The following is an 18,659-nucleotide window of genomic DNA, read 5'->3' as shown; positions in this document are numbered from 1 at the left end:
CTTTACACACTTTGCTTGACAGTCTCGGCAATGAACGGGAAACTCTCTGGGATTTAGTCTCCAACATTCATGGGTTCCTGATTGGGGACAAAGGATATCTTAGTCAGCCACTCAAGCAGGATTTACAGACATTTGCCGTTGATTTACAAACGTCTCTGCGCTCGAATATGCATGATTCCCGTCCTCGTTGGTGGGTAAGATTGATTGTGTCAAGGTACGGCGTTTGATTGAGACGGTTATTGCTCAATTGGTTGCTCGTTTTCATCTTGATAAGGTTTGGGCTAGGGACATCTGGCATCTTTCTAGTCGCCTTAATCGTAAAATCCTTGCTCATACTCTTTGTTTTTGGCTCAACCGTCACTCCCTTCATCCTTTACAGTTTGAATCCTTGGTTGTTTCTTAATTCTTAGTTGCACATCGCGTATAGAAAACATGATGCTCACCGCTAATGGGTTTAGTCCTATTTTCTAACACTTTCGGCTGTGAGTTTTTTTTGCACTTTCTTAGTTGCACATCACGTTAAAAAAGCACCTCAACGAGGTGCTTTTCTTTATTCTTGTTCCGCTAGTCTCGCTTGCAGCAATGGTACATAGTTGGTATACACATGACCCTGTCTAAATTCCTCATCATCCAAAACCTTTTGATGGAAAGGAATCGTCGTTGGTACACCCGTAATCGCACATTCACGCAAAGCTCGTTTCATCCGTAAAATTGCCGAAGGGCGATCGCTTGCCCAGACAATCAACTTCGCAATCAGCGAATCGTAATAGGGCGGAATCACATAATCGGTATAAACGTGGGAATCCATCCGCACACCAGGTCCACCAGGAGGCAAATAGCCACTAATGCGACCAGGATTCGGGCGGAAATTGTGATCGGGGTCTTCGGCATTGATCCGACATTCGATCGCATGACCACGAATTTCAATTTCCTTTTGATGGAATCGTAGCTTATCGCCTTGGGCAACTCGTAACTGTTCGGCAATCAAATCAATACCTGTAATCATTTCCGTCACAGGATGCTCAACTTGGATACGGGTATTCATTTCCATGAAATAAAACTTGCCGTACTTATCCAGCAAAAATTCAACCGTACCAACACCGATATAATTAATCGCTTTCGCAGCTTTAACGGCTGCTTCACCCATTTTTTCGCGCAATTTGGGATTTACTGCACTACTAGGAGCTTCTTCTAATAACTTTTGGTGACGACGCTGAATTGAACAATCTCTTTCCCCTAAGTGGACAACATTCCCATGCATATCCGCCAAGATTTGTACTTCAATGTGGCGCGGCTCTTCGATCACCTTCTCCATATAGACACCGCCATTACCAAAGGCTGCCTCAGCTTCACCTTGGGCAGCCCTCAGTAATCGGAGTAAATCATCAGGATTAGTGACTAGGCGCATCCCCCGACCGCCGCCGCCTGCGGTTGCCTTGATCATCACAGGATAGCCAATCTCATGGGCAATTTTAATCGCCTGCTCTTCCGACTCAATTAAGCCTTCACTGCCAGGAATAGTTGGTACACCTGCCTTTTGCATCGTCTTTTTGGCGGTGGACTTGTCACCCATCGAGCGGATCGAGTGGGGGCTTGGCCCCACGAACATCAAGTTATGGTCAGCACAAATTTCGGCAAATCTAGCATTTTCTGATAGAAAACCATAGCCTGGATGGATGGCAGTAGCATTATGGGTAAGTGCTGCCGAAATAATATTGGGAATATTTAGATAGCTTTTGCTGCTAGGTGAATCGCCAATGCAGACAGCTTCATGGGCTAGTTGTACATGCAAAGAATTGCGATCGACATCAGAATAAACGGCAACTGTCGGAATTCCGAGTTCTTCGCAAGTCCGAATAATTCGGAGGGCAATTTCACCTCGATTGGCAATCAGTAGTTTGGCGATTGGAGCCATGTTTCAGAACGGTAAGTGGGGCTTGGGGTTTGGTAATCGGTGATTGGTTGCTCTGTTTTGATAGGTTTCAAATCCCGATTGAGCTTTCAGTCGTAGACATATGACTTAGAGCTTTTGAATTTTAACTTTTTTTGGGTAGCTATGTTGATCAAGTTTGTGGTTATGTTCGTTAGCAACCATACTGGGGCATTCTATGAAATTCTAACTATAAAATTTTTAGCTCTCTTAGATTTGATTAACTCGTGAATCAAATCTAAGAGAGCCATTTTGTGTATGTAGGTGATTGCATCTAAATCCCAATTTCCTCACATTGCAACTTAAATTGTTAAAGCAGCAACGTCTTTACGGGAATTATTGCTGTGAGTTTGAGCAAAAGGAGTGATGCGAGCAGAGATAGGTTGTATTGGACGAGGCTCTGATGGTAATCCTGGAGCATAGGACTCTAGGACATGTCCGCTACGAGTACACATTACTAATAGATAGTCACAGGCTTCGCATTGGGTTTTAACTTGAGCAAGATATGAGAGGTGGTGACGTTCAGCGATCGCACCACAGTTAGGGCAGCGTATAGATTCAATCATTTTAGTTAAGTCCTTAAATATATAAGTAGATTTTAAATAGGTTTCAAGAAAGTTTTGAGATAGCTGATTTATTAAAGAAATATAGTAAACTTTTAATCAGTACATTATATTTCGCGATTATTCAGCATTTGTAATGGGTTCATTACAGTAAAGGTTTAGATTTCTTCAGAAGTTAAAAAAATAATGGGGCTTGTCAAAAGTATTTCTAAGGGAATAGTTAGAAATATTTAAATAAATTTGAGAATTTAGATTTAAAAAAGTAAGTGTGAGATAAAATTTAAAAATCAATTTTAAACATGCATTGATTATAAGCATAAAAAATGGGGATCATTACCAGATAAGCGATCCCCGCTTTGAAAACAACAAGAACTAATTACTAGACCCTGCTTGGCTGTAAGGAGTTGATTGATGATTAAAAAATAGTTAAAGATTAATACTCATGGCATAATCCTTATAAATCTTTACAAGATTTTATTTGGTTAAATAAATATAAATATATTTAAAGAAGTTCCAAGAATTTTAAATATTTCTTCACAATACAGTTGTTTGATTTTATTTAAACGTAGGAACAATTCATGAATTGACCCTACATATATAGGTTTAGTGAGTTCTCCAAAATTGAGTTACACCAAAACACAAAATGGCGTAGCTATTTTGTGTTTTTAACATCAGTTCGACGAAAGCAAAAAATGTTTTTTGCCATTTGCAGCGTGCGAAGCACGTTGCAAATGGCTATTTGGTAAAACTTTGCATCAATTTACCGCATTGTCATAAATTCCTCTGCTGCGGTTGGATGCATTGCCATAGTGTTATCGAGGTCTTTTTTGCTACCTCCCATAGTTACGACTAACGCCATGCCTTGAATGATCTCGGCAGCATCTTTTCCTACCATATGTAAACCTAAAACCCTTTCTTCTTCCCCCACAACGATTAGTTTCATCATTGTTTTGGTATCACCTCCTGCAAGGCTGTAAAACATCGGACGAAATTTGGTTTTATAAACTTTTACCCGATCGCCATATAGTTCTCTGGCTTTTTCTTCAGATAAGCCAACGGTAGCGGCTTCAGGTTGCGAGAATACAGCGGAGGGGATGTTGGTATGACTGATAAATCTGGGCGTATGTCCGTAAATTGTTTCAGCAAAGGCACGACCTTCAGCGATCGCGACGGGAGTTAAATTTACCCGATTGGTACAATCGCCGATCGCATAGATATGGGGTTGATTTGTACAGCTATCTTTTTTGACAGCGATCGCCCCCTTCACAACTTCTATACCTGCTTTGTCTAAGCTCAAAGGTGCAAGATTTGGTTGACGACCTGTGGCGGCTAGAACTGTATCAGCATTGATTTGCTGCAAGTTCCCATCCCCATCCTTAAATGAAATCGTGAGTTCACTTTCATCTTTGGAAGCGTTTTTAGAAATAGCTAGAGAATCACTGTCAATGCAAGTGTGAAATTTAATCCCATGATTGACCATGCCTTCTTGGACATTGAGGCGGACATCCTGATCAAAACCGCGCAAAACATAGCGATCGCGAATTATTTGGGTGACATCGGCTCCCAACCCACGCATAATTCCTGCAAACTCAGTACCGATGTACCCCCCACCAATCACCGCAAAGCGCTGTGGAAATTTTGGCATTAAAAACATTTCCTTGGAGGTGATGGCATGTTCCATACCAGCTAAATCTGGTTTAGAAGCTTCACCACCGACGGCGATGAGAATGCGTTCGGCGGTAAATTGGCGATCGCCTACAGCCACCGTATGCGCGTCCACAAATTTAGCAAATCCTGAAATTAGCTCGACATTACTTTTTTCTAGGAAGCTTATATGTAGTTTATTTAAGCGAGATACTTCCGTTTGAATGGCTTCACGGAGCTTATTCCAGTCCAGTTTACCTGCGGTAATATCCCACCCATAGCCAGATGCTTCTTGAGGGAAATGTGAAAAATGCGATGCGTATACCATCAGTTTTTTGGGTACACAGCCCCGAATTACACAAGTACCACCGACTAAGTCGCCTTCAGCGATCGCTACTTTTGCGCCAAGTGCCGCAGCCCGTTTTGAGGCAGCGAGTCCGCCACTGCCTGCACCAATCACAAATAGGTCGTAATCAAAACTTGTCATATTACAAAAAAATTTCGTCTTCTTTGATAAGTATAGTTGCCGCCATTCTTGTTAGGACATAAAACCCAAATAGTGTGAGGCGGCGCGAAGCGCCGCCTCACACTATTTGGGTTTTGAATTGTCCTGATACAGTTGGCTATAGCTATATATAGCTGTGCTAAAACCCAAAGGGGAAAATCAGCGCTTCGCGCTGATTTTCCCCTTTGGGTTTTGCAAAAAGATTTCTAATTAACCCGTTGCAACGGGTTTGAGCTTTCAGCCCGCACTTGAGTGCAGGGCTGCTGCGCTGCTATGAGCCAATCAATTGTAATAATTCCTCTTCTGAAAGACATTGCACACCTAAAGATTGAGCTTTTTCTAACTTTGAGCCTGCATCTGCACCAACGACGAGATAATGCGTTTTTTTGCTAACAGAATCCGTAACTTTGCCACCTGCGGATTGAATTAGAGCTTTGGCTTCATCACGTTTCAGAGTTGGCAATGTGCCTGTGACCACAAAGGTTTTACCAGCAATATTTGGATTGATCGTGATCGCCTGCTCGTCTTTCTTCTCGCCAACAAACTGTAAACCTGCTGCTTGTAGACGCTGGATCAAATTCTGGTTAGCCTCTTGGCGAAACCAGTCATAAATGGATTGAGCTATTTCTTCGCCAATCCCAAAAATAGAAGCGATCGCTTCAGGCGTAGATCTGGCTAATAATTCGACATTAGGAAAATTATCAGCAATATTTTGAGCGTTAACACTACCCACATGCCTAATTCCTAAACCGTACAGCACTCGCGCCCAAGGTTTGGTTTTTGATTGGGCGATCGCGGCAATGATCTTGTCAGCCGACTTTTGCCCCATGCGATCAAGGGTTTGTAGGCGATCGCTAGTTAGTTGATACAAATCAGCGACGGAATTAATATGATTTTCAGTAACTAATTGCCTGACTAATTTCTCCCCAATCCCATTAATATCTAGGGCATCACGGCTAACCCAATGCTCGATCGCACCCCGCACAATTGCAGGACATTGGAGATTAATGCAACGGGTCGCCGCTTCATTCTCTGGTTTGAAAACGGGTTGACCGCATTCAGGGCAATGGGTGGGCATCATAAAACGAGTTGCCCCATTGGGACGCAATTCAGGCAATACACGCACCACTTCAGGAATAATCTCTCCCGCTTTCCGAACGATCGCCGTATCGCCAATATGCAAATCTAGTTCGGCAAGGCGATCGCTATTGTGCAAAGTTGCTCGCGAAACAGTTGTGCCAGCTAGTAATACGGGACGTAATTCAGCGACGGGGGTGAGAGTGCCTGTGCGTCCCACTTGCACGGTTACCGATTCAATAATGGTGGGCATTTCTTCGGCGGGATATTTCCATGCGATCGCCCAACGTGGAGTTTTTTGTGTAAAGCCGAGTTGTTCCTGCTGAGAGAAGTCATTCAACTTCATCACCATGCCATCGGTCATATAGGGCAGTTTATGCCGCTCCGTTGCCCAAAAATCATAATAGTTTTGTAATTCCTGAGTGGATTTACAGAGTTGTTTATTTGGGTTTACGCGAAAGCCAATTTGTTGCAAAAATTCTAAAGCTTGCCATTGAGAAGAAATATCAGGCAGATTTTGCGAAGCAAAATCTGCCTGATTGATATGGATTGTATAAGCAAAGAAATCAAGGCGACGTTTGGCAACAATGCGCGAATCAAATTGGCGTAATGTACCTGCGGCAGCATTGCGAGGATTAGCAAATAGTGATTCTCCCTGTTGCGATCGCTCTTGGTTAATCTCATCAAAAATAGAGATCGGCAGGAATGCTTCTCCACGGATTTCTAAGCGATCGGGAGGATTTTCTAAATTTAATCGTAAGGGAATGGAACGAATGGTTTTAATATTTGGAGTGATATCTTCGCCTGATGTGCCATCACCTCTGGTTGCCCCGCGTACTAAGATCCCATGTTCATAGGTTAAGGCGATCGCTGATCCATCAATTTTTAGTTCACAGACACTATCTAAAAAATTATTAGCTTGTCGCGAAGTACCACTTACTTCTTCTGAATTACTAGCTAATCCCTTCTGACATCGTTCTTGCCAAGCGTTTACATCATCAGAAGTAAATGCATTTTCCAAACTATAAAGGGGAATGTGATGCTGAACCGATAGAAATTGAGTAGTTGGCTTTTCGCCTACTCTCTGAGTAGGACTATCGAGAGTAATTAGCTGTGGATATTGAGCTTCAAGTTTTTGTAATTCCTGATAAAGCGCATCATAAACTGAATCCTCCATTGTGGGAGCATCAAGGGCATAGTATTCATAGCTAGCGCGTTGCAGTAATTTGCGTAGTTCTAATAATCTTGCTTGGATTTCAAGATTGGGAGAGATGTCAGTCACAATATTGCTGTATTACAAAACTTGATCTGTTTAATTATAGCTGCCAACATCTAAATAATGAAATGCGGCGCTTCGCGCCGCATTTCATTATTTAGATGGATTTTGAATCGCACCCATGAAGATGATTGTGCCAGTTTGCCGATCGCTAATTGCAAAGAAAAATGGACGATCAACGATCATCTTAAATGGAGGTTCTTCATTGGGCATGGCTGAGGTTGCACGCATCTCGACTGAAGTAACAGCCGCCGCTTCTGTGCCTTCTTCGTTAACTTCGACAAAGGTTTTGTGTTTAACATCACTGATAAAAGCTTTAACGGCTGTCAGATTACGAAAATCTGCCTTGTCGGGATTAAAGGCGATCGCCATGCCCATATTTTGTAAAACATTTTTGAGGCTGGTTTCATATTCCACTTTAAAGCGTGGCAGTTGAATTAAGCCTTCTCTACGTGTAAATTTGGTTGACCATTCTTGCCAATTTTTTGCTGTCAGTTGTTGCTGAAACTCTACGAGATTAGAGTTAGACTTTGGCAAAAACACTTCCATACTGAAGCGTCCAGAACCGTAAGGTAGACTAATTGCTTGAAAGGTTGGTGCATCGTAGTAGCGATATTCACCAGATCGTGACATGGCAGGATGTTGAATCTTAGTGCCATCACTTAGAGTAAAGGGCTGGGGCTTAGTAAGTGCTTTCTCAAAGGGAGCTTCCCATTTACCTTTAAAGTAGACCGCATTAATCAAGAAGAGGAGACTATCGGGATCGATGCGATCAACGATTTTCTCGATTTTGTCCTTGGTATTTTGCTTTACCCAAGCATTAATTGTATTTATAGAATTAGGATCATTAAAATTAAGATTAGTAACTTCGGCTTGATAGAACTCCTTGACCTTATTCAAAAAAGTTTTATCCAAGGCAATACCCTTTCTTGCCCAGAGCGAGTTCGCTATATTTAACTCAACATTGGTATCGCCATTGGTTAGTAATTGTTGAATATTTCGATTGAAGTCATTGACCTCATCGATTTTGATGCCCTGTAGTTCTAAAGCCTTGGCGATCACCTGTTGAGTTTCACCACTCGCGCCGTTATATGTCATCGATAGGGCGATCGCGACACTTGTAGGAGAGATGAATATATTTTTATTAATATCTTTGTTCGCAATGCGATCGAATAGTTGAAAGCCGAAACTGCTACTTGCTTTAACTAAGCGCTCATCAAGTTTCACTTTGCGATTAGCACGATCATTGATAGTTGGTTTTGGAGAGGTCGCTACAGTGGGGGCTGGACTGACTGTGCTAATTAGTGAAACTTGAGGATTAGAATTGTTTGGCGCTGCACATCCCATTAGGGCTAAAGCTAAAAAGCTGATAATTGTGGCAAGATAACAAGTTTTCATAATACTGATTTCTAAACCTCAAGATTTCTACATTTTTAGCTTAGGACATAATTTGCGATCGCCTATCGTCGTTACATTTTCCGTAACTCAATGTGAGTAGTGCAGTGCGATCGCTATTGACCGACATCAATTACCGATCAACCAAGAGATTTTTTGAAAGTGTTGCTTCGCAGCACTTTCAAAAAAATCTCTTGATTTAAGCGCAAAGCGCTGTAGTTTGCGATTGACGTAGAGTCGAAATCTGCGGTAATTTGCCTTTATTCACTGATATTACGTAGAATGAGCATCGCCCTCACCCCCCAACCCCCTCTCCCATTAAGGGAGAGGGGGAGTAAGACTAATTTCTTGTTCCCCTCTCCCCTTTTGGGAGAGGGGCTAGGGGTGAGGGTCTTGTAAGCTTACACGTAACACCAGCTATTCAGACTAATGTATGACTTTTTTAAGAAAGAGCTATGGGAACTTGGGCTGTTGATTCCTTTGGAAATGATGATGCTTGTGACTGGACTTATGAAATCGAAAAGTCTCAAAACCTTTCACCAGTTGAAGATGCTCTAGATGCAGTGTTAAATTCTGGTGATAGCGGCGTGGACTCCTATGAAGCCACTAATGCGATCGCGGCGATTGAAGTGATTGCCAGATTGCAAGGCAATTGGGGTAAGCGTAGTGCCTATTCCGAGAGGCTTGACAATTGGGTTGAAGCTAACCAAATTCAGCCCTCAACGGATTTAGTCCAGAAAGCTCATTTAGCGATCGATCACATTCTTGCGGGAAATTCTGAATTGCACGAATTATGGAAAGAAAGTAGAGACTATGAAGCTTGGTTAGCATCTGTAGCTGATTTAAAGAATCGCGTTAATTTATAAAATTTGCTCATTTAGTTGAGGCGGAGACGTTCAATGGGAACTACAATCTGGGTATTAAGTAACGGTAATATGACAGATGGGGATGACTGGGATCATTCAGCGTTGTTTTATGCTGTCGAGAAGCTCGATCCTATATGTGAGCAACTAGGTTTAACGAAGATATCTGAATTTCTTGATTGGACGGACTTTGAAGCAAACATGTCTGAAGATGATGATTTTCCTGATGAGGAAATACTGAGTGATAAAGCATCATGGTTCAATCCATCGGCAGCTTTACCAATGCTGAGATCTTTGCGTGAATATGTGGTAAATAATGGCGCTGAGGGCGAAAGTCTTTTGGAGCAAGGTAAAGAGCATCTCTCAGAAGAATTGCTTGAGGATTTAGATGATTGCATTGCAAAGGTTGAGAAGATTGAGACAGAGGGAGATTTATTCCATTTCTGTGTCGTCTTGTAACTCCAAGTGCAAACATACAAATTAATAAACTCAATTTTGCATTAGATATGGATTATACAGTTCGAGCTTTAACAATTGCTGATGAGCCGATTCTTTGGACGATGCTCATGTATGCGGCTCATGAACCTTCACTTGAGTCCGTGCAACGCCAGCCAATACTTTCTCGCTATGTAGATGGATGGGGAAGGCTAGGGGATATGGGATTTGTTGCCTTAGTGGGAGAAAAGGCGATTGCCTCAGCTTGGCTACGTTTAGGTTCAGAAAATGACACAGGATTTGGGTACATTGCTCCCGACATCCCAGAGTTAGCGATGGCTGTGTTGCCTGAGTATCGTGGTAATGGCGTTGGTACTACTTTGCTAAAGCAAGTTTTGCGATCGGCTGAAAGTTTATTTCCTGCGGTATGTCTGAGTGTTCGATCTGATAATCCAGTGGTGAATTTATATCAACGATTGGGCTTTGAGAAAGTCGAAGGCAGCGAAGTTGTGAATCGAGTTGGTGGTATTTCTTTTAATATGGTCTATAAGTTTATTGTTTAAGTGAAATGTACTCCATATTCAACTTCTCTAAATAATGTGTGAGGAGTTATCTCAATCTCTATTAGTCCCTAATTTCCCCAATCAGATTAAACGATAATTATTTTTTGGTTTTGGTAGTGATCTAGAGGTAAGAATGGGCGGCGCGTAGCGCCGCCCATTCTTACCATTTGTTTTGATGAGGAATGTTTGAGGCAATCTCTTGATGAATCGAAAGCGATGTTAGGCGATCGCCTACTCATTGTCGGCTAAACTACTTAAATATTCAATGTAATGAGTTTTTATCGCTAGACTCAGTAACTCTTTATGGCTTCAGGCATATTATCGCTGCATAAATGGTTGAAACCAAAACGGCTAGCCATTTTTGAAGCTTGTTTGATTGGGGTATTGTCAGGCTTAGCCGCCGTCATGTTGAAACAGGGGATTGGTTGGCTCGGCGGTTGGCGGCTACAGATTGCTAACGACTTACCTGCATGGTTCGCATTGCCGATCATTGGCTTGACTGGTGGATATCTTTCAGGGTTTTTAATTGAACAATTTGCAACTGAGGCTTCAGGCAGTGGTATTCCCCAAGTGAAGGCTGCCCTGAGCTATGTACCGATCGCTCTAAATTTGCGTGTTGCCATTGTTAAAGTTGCCAGTACAATTTTGGCGCTGGGTTCAGGATTAGCACTCGGTCGTCAGGGACCAACCGTACAGATTGGAGCTGCGATCGCAGGACAGGTGAGTCAGTGGATTCCCACTTCTCCCGAATATCAACGCCAACTGATCGCCGCAGGAGCAGCCGCAGGACTTGCCGCAGGATTTAACGCCCCGATCGCAGGTGTTTTATTTGTAATTGAAGAATTGCTGCATGATGTCTCTAGCTTGACTTTAGGAACTGCTATTCTGGCTTCTTTTATTGGCGGAGTTGTTTCTTTGATGCTGTCAGGGCAGAGCCTTGCCTCAGTCATCCCTACAATTCAATTTTCCGCCCAAGAAATTCCCTTTTTACTATTGCTAGGGTTACTGGTTGGATGGTTTGCTGCATTCTTTAACCACAGTGTCCTTGCGGTTACGAAATTGAATCGGAGCTTTTTTAAAGTTGGATTAGCATGGCGAATTGCGATCGCAGGTTGTTTGTCTGGCATAGCGATCGCTATGTTACCTAGTGATTTTCGTGACAGTACAGGGTTACAGATGTTTTTAGCAATGGGACAATCTGAATGGCAACTAACAGCAGGAGCTTTTGTAGTACGTTTTATCCTTACCCTTATTGCTTGTAGCGCCGAGACTTCTGGAGGATTATTTGTACCGAGTTTAATTTTAGGAGCAGCGCTAGGTTCACTAGTGGGGAATTTAGAACATTCACTATTAGGTATGGGAACACTAGGAACCTATGCATTATCTGGTATGGGGGCTTTTTTTGGAGCAGTCGCGAAAGTGCCAATTACTGCTTTTGTGATTGTTTTTGAAATCACGCGAGATTTTAATATTATTCTGCCATTGATGATTACCAGTGTAGTTGCTTACCTTTGTACAGAAAAATATGCTCCTGGTTCTCTATACACACATTTATTGGAACTAAAAGGCATTCATCTTGAAGCAGAAACCGTTACTGATGGATTATGGGATGGGCTGAGAGCTGTTGATGTGATGCAGCGACAAGTAGAAACCTTAAACAGTGAAATGCTGATCAATGAGGCAATGCAGGCTTTTGCGCGATCGCGTCATCGAGGCTTTCCTGTGGTTGCAAATGAGCATCTAGTTGGTATTATCACCCAAATGGATTTGGTGAAAGCTCAAGAAAGTAAGGTGTCGGGAGATATGGCGATTAGTCAAATCATGACCCCTCAGCCAATTACAGTCAGTCCTGAAGAGCGGCTTACTCAAGTTCTATATTTGCTGTCCTACTACAAACTTTCGCGATTACCTGTAATTGATCGTAATAAACTCGTCGGAATTATCACCCGCAGTGATATTTTACGCGCTCAGGCAAAACGATTGCGAGGAGTGAGTTCCCAAATATCGAAACCATCCTATCTTGTTTACCAACAACGTGGTACTGCTACGGGGAAAGGGAGACTGTTACTACCTTTGAGCAATCCTCAGACTGCAATCTATTTGATTGAAATTGCCGTAGCGATCGCTGAAAAGCACAACTATGAAATAGAATGCCTCCATATTATTTCTATCTCACCGCATCTTGTCCCATCAACCACTACTGTTGATTTGAATCCTAGCTTGGAACTATTTCAGCAGATTACTGATACTGCCAAGATTAGGAAAGTTTCGATTCATACGCAAGTGCGCGTAGCCCATGATGCAGGTCAAGCAATTTTAGAAGTAGCTAGCGATCGCCAACTCAATTTGTTGTTAATTGGCTGGCATGGTAATTCAAAAGCTCCAGATCGTATATTTGGTGACACTGTTGATACAGTGGTGAAGCAAGCAAATTGTGACGTGATGCTGGTCAAATTTAGCGATCGCCTGCAAAAGGTTAATCCATTTAATCAAGAATTTAAGAAGCCAAATATTTCCTTCAATCGTTGGTTAGTTCCAATTGCTGGGGGGCCAAATACTGAGAATGCGTTGCTACTACTCCCTGCCTTGCTATCCCTTTCTCCTTATCCTGAAGTTTGCCTCTGTCAAATTTTTTCTCCAAACGATGAAAAACATAAAACAAGCCAGTTAGAAAAGTATGCTGATTCTTTATATAAATCGCTCCATTTTTCCGTGGGGACAATTTCTATATGTTCTAAATCGATTGCTGATGCAATTCTAGATCTCGCAAATCAGGAGAGAAGTGATGTAATTATGTTGGGGGCAAGTCGTGAAGGGATTTTACAGCAAATTATGCATGGGAATATTCCCGAAGCGATCGCTCAAAACAGTAATAGAACAATCATTATTTTTCGCAAAGCGATCTGATAGAGAGCGATGCTATCAATCCCCATAAGCGAGTGGCAGCGCAAAGCGCTGCCACTCGCTTATGGGGTATTGTCAAATTTTGATTTGTCAGTTATATTACATCTCAGGTTGAATAAACCTTTGGTGTCAAGCCAAATCACACTTGATAATAAACATTTAGACAACAGGAGGTGATGCCCATGCAATCAGATAGTAGTAACGGTAAACGTATGGGTCTTCAGGTTTCCGAGCTGTGTGCTGGGGCTGTTCTGTAAGGTATTTAGTTAATTATCTCTAGTTCGCTAGTCTAATTTCCTAGTAAACCTGAGATCCTTCCAGCAGTTGACTGTGACCTAAAGATCCTAAAGTATTCCGAAACAAAAAGACCTAGCCATTGGCTAGGTCTTTTTGTTTTTGTAGTGGTGTCGCTTAGCGCCGCCACTACTTGCTATATATAGCTATAGCCACATGTATCATGACAAACCAAAACCCAAATAGTGTGAGTCGGCGCGAAGCGCCGACTCACACTATTTGGGTTTTATGTCCTAACAAGAATGGCGACAGCCATATATTGCGAAGCAATATTTTGATCCTAGGCGCTAGTCAGGAATAAAATTACATCACCTTCTTGCACCACATATTCCTTACCTTCACTGCGTAGCAATCCCTTAGCACGAGCCGCACTCATCGAGCCGCACTCCACAAGGTCTTTAAAGGCAACTGTTTCCGCCCGAATAAAGGCTTTCTCAAAATCAGAGTGAATTACACCTGCGGCTTGAGGGGCTTTCATCCCAGCATGAATTGTCCAAGCGCGGGCTTCCTTGGGACCAACTGTGAAGTAGGTGCGTAAGCCTAAAAGGTGATATGTGGCGCGAATTAAGGATTTCAATCCGCCTTCTTTGACTCCAAGGGATTCCAGAAAGTCTTGACGCTCATCATCTGGCAATTCTAGAAGTTCAGCTTCAACCTGAGCCGAAACAATAGTGACTTCAGCATTCTCAGCCGCCGCGATCGCTTTGACTTTATCGACAAAAGCATTGCCAGTTGCCAGATCATCTTCAGAGACATTTGCTGCATAAATCGTTGGCTTAAGGGTCAGCAATTGCAACACCGAAATTGCTTCTTTTTCTTCATCGGTGAGATTGGCTAAACGAGCAGGCTTGCCAGCATCAAGGGTTTCGCGAACTTTTTCAAGGGCAGCTAATTCGACTTTAGCATCGGCATCGGCGCGAGCAGCTTTACGAGTGCGCTCAATCCGACGATCAACTTGGGATAGGTCAGATAGAGCTAGTTCGAGAGTGATGATTTCAATGTCGCGGGCTGGATCGATGGAAGCCTCAACATGAATGATGTCATCATTTTCAAAACAACGCACCACATGAACGATCGCATCGCAGACACGAATGTTTCCTAAGAATTGATTTCCTAAACCTTCGCCCTTGCTTGCACCTCTGACCAAGCCAGCAATATCGACAAATTCGACTCGGGTGGGGATAATTTGTGCAGATTTACCGACTTCGGCGAGAGTATGTAGGCGATCGTCAGGGACGGACACCGAGCCAACGTTGGGTTCAATCGTACAAAAGGGAAAGTTGGCTGCTTCCGCCTTGGCGTTGGCAACTAGAGCATTAAATAACGTAGACTTCCCCACATTGGGTAGTCCGACAATCCCAGCTTTGAGCATGATGGCTATCTAAACGAAAACTTTTTTGACTTGTGCTTATAAATTCTGTCACAAAAGTCTCACTTGGTGAGACTTTTACCAAAATTTAGCTCCAAGCATCATTATCCAAGCCCGTAAAGTTGCGCCTCTTTGAGGCGCAACTTTACGGGCTTGGATTTGTAAAGATGAGTAGCGGCGCATTGCGTCGCTACTCATCCAGTAGACCTCTTGCAGAACTGAAAATTAATCCAGAGCAGAGAAAGTTTTAGAAGCAACAAGAGCGACTTCAAAGTTATAAATGGCAGCAATCAAATTACAACGCAAACCAAAACGACGACGACGATTACGATAAGGTAAAGAGAGAATCTTAAAAATCTTCAAGCGACGATTAACATGCTCAATCGCAATACGTTGACGTGCAAGTTGGCGATTACAACGCTTATCTTCCTTGGATAATGAGCCATTTTGAGGCTTTTTGATAGGAATTTGCGAGTTAGGATGCAACTTTTGTAAGCCTTGATAACCCTTGTCTGCCAAACCTTGTGTCTGTGCGTGAAAATGAACTCCACTTGCCTTGAATAATGAGAAATCATGCTGCTTGCCCTTACCGTAAGCGGTACAAACTATCTTGAAATTAGTCAGATCGACCACCAATTGGGCTTTGAGGGCATGATGCTTTTTCTTACCGCTATAAAAATGTTTCTGGTGATATTTAGGGCGCTCAACCTTTGTCTCAGTTACATCAATGGCAATTATGGCTGGAGCCTTCTCCTGCCACAATGACTTTTTTCCTGCTAACCGAAACTTTTTCGATTTAATTAAGACATTTTCTACTTTTTTGACGATGCGGCAAATCGTCGATTCTGACACTTCCCAGTCGCTAGCAATATGAAAATAGGTGCGATATTCACGCCAATACTGCAAAGTAACCAATATTTGGTCTTCTAGACTTAGCTTTGGTTCTACACCACCTTGTCCTTTGCTTTGGGCTGCTTGTTGCATTAGCTCCGTCATTTGCGCAAATGTTTCTCTTCTTACCCCAAATAACCGTTTAAATTCTGTCGCTGATAGATTTTGACTGGCTTCGTATTTCATCGCTTAATTTGAGATCTGATAAAAAGCTTATAAATCTAACATGTTTTTGGTTCTGCAAGAGGTCTAGTAATTAACGATCAATAAAACCAAGATATTTTTTGAAAGTGTTGCTTCGCAACACTTTCAAAAAATATCTTGGTTTGGGTTCAAAGCACCATATAACTCGCGTTGCTATATGATCCAATTCCTAAGATTCTCTTTAAGTTTTTGTTTGATAATCCAATCCTCAAGAGTCTCCTTAAGCTGTTGTCTACGGATTGGCTTACTCAGAAAATCATCCATTCCCATTGCTAAGCAGCGATCGCGATCTTCAGTAAAAGCATTAGCAGTCATCGCGATGATCACTACATGTTTAGTTTTCTTAGCAGCAGATTCAATTTGGCGGATGGCTTGAGTTGTGTCATATCCATCCAATAAAGGCATTTGACAATCCATCAAGATAATGTCGTAATCTTTATTTCGCATTAACTCTAGCACCTGCTCCCCATTTTCAGCTAAGTCTGCTTGGCATCCTAGTTGTGATAAATATGTCATTGTCACTTTCTGGTTGACAATGTTATCTTCTGCTAATAGAATCCTTGATCTTTTTAGATCTTCTAATCCAATATTCAGCTTAGGGCGATCTCGAAAATGTGGAATAACTGCACTCGAAGAAGCATCATTAGCTATAACTGGATTCTCAATTCCTAGAGATGAAAGTACTGCTTTGAGTAATCGCTGCTCCTTGAAAGGTTTTGTTATATATCCACAAAAGCCCTGATTAATGACTGTTTCAGCCTCGCTCTGCCTATTGGCTGATAACATTGCCATGATTGGTAAATTCATAAAGTCCTCTTTCCCATGAATTTGCTGCACTAATTTAGAGCCATTAAAATCCGTTAGCTTCCAATCTATAATTGCTATATCAACTTTGTTCCTATTATCCAAATATTTCATTGCATCAGCAATATTCGATACTTCATGGATTGCTGCACCAAATTTAGTGAGGTAATAACGTATTGCATGGCGAGTATGTTGATTTGCGTCAACTATTAAAATACTTCGCTTACTTAAAGTGCGAGCATTATCACCTAAAGATAGGTAGTTCTGAATTGGCTGGGAAGTGAAAGGAATCCTAAACCAAAAACAAGTTCCTTTGCCATTCTCGACGGGGCTAAATATACCAATCTCACCTTGCATTAGCTCTACTAACTGACGACAGATTGCGAGTCCTAAGCCAGTACCACCAAAACGACGATTGGTAGAAGCATCAACTTGAGAAAAAGGCTTAAATAGCTTATCCTGATTTTCGGGATGAATACCAATACCAGTATCGATGACTGAGAATCGCAAATAGATTGGTGATTGTGACGAATCTTTATTTGCTAAAGGATTAGCTTGCTCAAAATTGTGATCGCGTTCGACCCGCACAACGATCTCGCCTTCAGTAGTAAATTTAATTGCATTACCAATTAAATTCATCATGATTTGTCTAAATCTAACGGTGTCTGCGATTAATAAAGTTGGTAAGCCATCTTCAAAACAAGCATTAATTTCCAGCCCCTGACTATGTGCTTGCAATGCGAAGAGTTCCAGAATTTCTTCTATACAGTTCTCCAAATCAAAGGGCAGACTTTCTAATTTCAACTGTCCTTCTTCTAATTTTGACAAATCCAAAATACGATTAATTAAACTAAGCAATAAATTACCGCTCAATCGAATGTTTTCTACAAAGTCCTGTTGCCGATCATCCAGAGGTGTTCCAAGTAACAGGTCGGTCATTCCTAAGACCCCATTCATGGGAGTCCGAATTTCATGACTCATATTTGCTAAAAAAATAGTCTTAGCTTTTGCCGATTGCTCAGCAAATTGTCTAGCGGCTAATAATTCTTGTTCTTTTCGCTTCAGTTCTGTAATGTTACGACCGACATAAACAAAATCATGGCTAGATTCTACACTGTACTCAAGTTGATGATTTTGGATAGTCGAGCAAGAGAAAGAGATCAAAATCTCTTCATTAGTTTTCGACAAACACAATATTTCAATATTTGTAAAATAGCGATCGCTATCTAAAGATTGTTCACTATGTAACTGGTTTTCTAGATAATTTTGATGAATTAAATTTAGCTGATTGGGGTTCTTAAATAATGAAGCGATCGACACATTTACTAGTTCATCTTGAGAATAACCAAATAAGTTGATGGCAGCAGGATTGACAGTTTTAATTTTTCCCTGATAGTTAGTGACAATTAGAGCGTCAGCCATCGCAGAAATAATTTTGTCAATATATTCCTTTGACTTTAATAAAGCATTAGCGAGTAAATCAGATTCATTGGCTCTTTGCATTAGCGTCTGAGACATCATCATCATATCTGTGGCATCTTCAATGCAGATAATAATGTTTTTGTCTTCGTCTTCTAATTCATTTGTCCCAATAATATAAAAATTAAAATAGAGTGGTTTTTGAGGATTGTGTGAACGACATACTCCTTTAATTTCAAAACTAGTAAGTTGGTTCTGCCAAATATTATGAAAAGATTCTTCTAACCCAATCATTTCTGGAAATGCGTTCCGAATATCTTTATTTAGCAATGGCTCGTAGGGATATTCAGAAAATCTTTCAGCTCCATAGGAAGTATCAGTAATCATAAACTGACGATCAATCGTAATAAATGATCGCTCTGAAGCAGTGAGAAGTTTTTTTAGAAGTTTTGACTGTTTCATAGCAGTTTATGATTTGATAAATAGAAGACCAAAGGACTATTTACTTAGAATATTTTCACCT

Annotated in this window: 12 protein-coding genes and 1 pseudogene; 5 read left to right on the top strand and 8 right to left on the bottom strand. The window is 41.6% G+C overall.

Translation table 11 applies throughout. The features are described from left to right. Positions 1–8: 8 nt before the first annotated feature. A pseudogene (locus tag ABM313_RS10045) lies at positions 9–403 on the top strand (transposase); the annotation flags it as partial. Positions 404–550: 147 nt separating this feature from the next. Here ABM313_RS10045 and accC read toward each other — a convergent pair. From accC to ABM313_RS10020, 5 genes are all read right to left on the bottom strand, one after another. Further along, a complete protein-coding gene (gene accC / locus ABM313_RS10040) occupies positions 551–1,915 on the bottom strand; it encodes an acetyl-CoA carboxylase biotin carboxylase subunit (RefSeq protein ID WP_434687700.1) in 1,365 nt (454 codons plus the stop codon). 317 nt (positions 1,916–2,232) lie between these two features. Continuing rightward, positions 2,233–2,496 (bottom strand): hypothetical protein, encoded by a 264-nt coding sequence (locus ABM313_RS10035; RefSeq protein ID WP_434687699.1) that lies wholly within the window; start codon positions 2,494–2,496, stop codon positions 2,233–2,235. A gap of 757 nt (positions 2,497–3,253) precedes the next feature. After that, positions 3,254–4,624 carry a glutathione-disulfide reductase gene (gene gorA, locus ABM313_RS10030; protein ID WP_434687698.1) on the bottom strand — a complete coding sequence of 457 codons (1,371 nt, stop codon included), beginning with the start codon at positions 4,622–4,624 and terminating at the stop codon, positions 3,254–3,256. Between the two features lie 289 nt (positions 4,625–4,913). Then, on the bottom strand, positions 4,914–7,001 hold the full coding sequence (ligA, locus tag ABM313_RS10025) for an NAD-dependent DNA ligase LigA (protein WP_434687697.1): 2,088 nt from the start codon (positions 6,999–7,001) through the stop codon (positions 4,914–4,916). 87 nt (positions 7,002–7,088) lie between these two features. Continuing rightward, positions 7,089–8,393 (bottom strand): serpin family protein, encoded by a 1,305-nt coding sequence (locus ABM313_RS10020; protein WP_434687696.1) that lies wholly within the window; start codon positions 8,391–8,393, stop codon positions 7,089–7,091. Between the two features lie 452 nt (positions 8,394–8,845). On the opposite strand from ABM313_RS10020, the gene ABM313_RS10015 reads away from it, so the two are divergent. From ABM313_RS10015 to ABM313_RS10000, 4 genes are all read left to right on the top strand, one after another. Then, a complete protein-coding gene (locus ABM313_RS10015) occupies positions 8,846–9,256 on the top strand; it encodes a DUF4259 domain-containing protein (protein WP_434687694.1) in 411 nt (136 codons plus the stop codon). A gap of 33 nt (positions 9,257–9,289) precedes the next feature. Further along, positions 9,290–9,712, top strand: a complete 423-nt coding sequence (locus tag ABM313_RS10010) for a hypothetical protein (protein WP_434687692.1) — start codon at positions 9,290–9,292, stop codon at positions 9,710–9,712. Between the two features lie 47 nt (positions 9,713–9,759). After that, a complete protein-coding gene (locus ABM313_RS10005) occupies positions 9,760–10,251 on the top strand; it encodes a GNAT family N-acetyltransferase (RefSeq protein WP_434687690.1) in 492 nt (163 codons plus the stop codon). Between the two features lie 303 nt (positions 10,252–10,554). Then, positions 10,555–13,158 (top strand): chloride channel protein, encoded by a 2,604-nt coding sequence (locus ABM313_RS10000; RefSeq protein ID WP_434687688.1) that lies wholly within the window; start codon positions 10,555–10,557, stop codon positions 13,156–13,158. Positions 13,159–13,729: 571 nt separating this feature from the next. On the opposite strand, the gene ychF is transcribed toward ABM313_RS10000, so the two are convergent. The 3 genes from ychF to ABM313_RS09985 all read right to left on the bottom strand — a co-directional run bounded on the left by ychF (position 13,730) and on the right by ABM313_RS09985 (position 18,598). Next, a complete protein-coding gene (gene ychF / locus ABM313_RS09995) occupies positions 13,730–14,821 on the bottom strand; it encodes a redox-regulated ATPase YchF (RefSeq protein WP_434687686.1) in 1,092 nt (363 codons plus the stop codon). Between the two features lie 222 nt (positions 14,822–15,043). Continuing rightward, a complete protein-coding gene (locus ABM313_RS09990; RefSeq protein ID WP_434684046.1) occupies positions 15,044–15,895 on the bottom strand; it encodes an IS5 family transposase in 852 nt (283 codons plus the stop codon). Positions 15,896–16,066: 171 nt separating this feature from the next. Next, complete coding sequence (locus tag ABM313_RS09985; protein WP_434687684.1) at positions 16,067–18,598, bottom strand: response regulator; 2,532 nt, start codon at positions 18,596–18,598, stop codon at positions 16,067–16,069. Positions 18,599–18,659: the final 61 nt, after the last annotated feature.

Source organism: Pseudanabaena minima str. Chao 2107, assembly GCF_051131155.1.
GTDB classification, from domain to species: Bacteria; Cyanobacteriota; Cyanobacteriia; order Pseudanabaenales; family Pseudanabaenaceae; genus Pseudanabaena; species Pseudanabaena minima.
The sequence above is the reverse complement of the archived record's forward strand: the minus strand, read 5'-3'. Positions and strand labels throughout refer to the sequence as shown.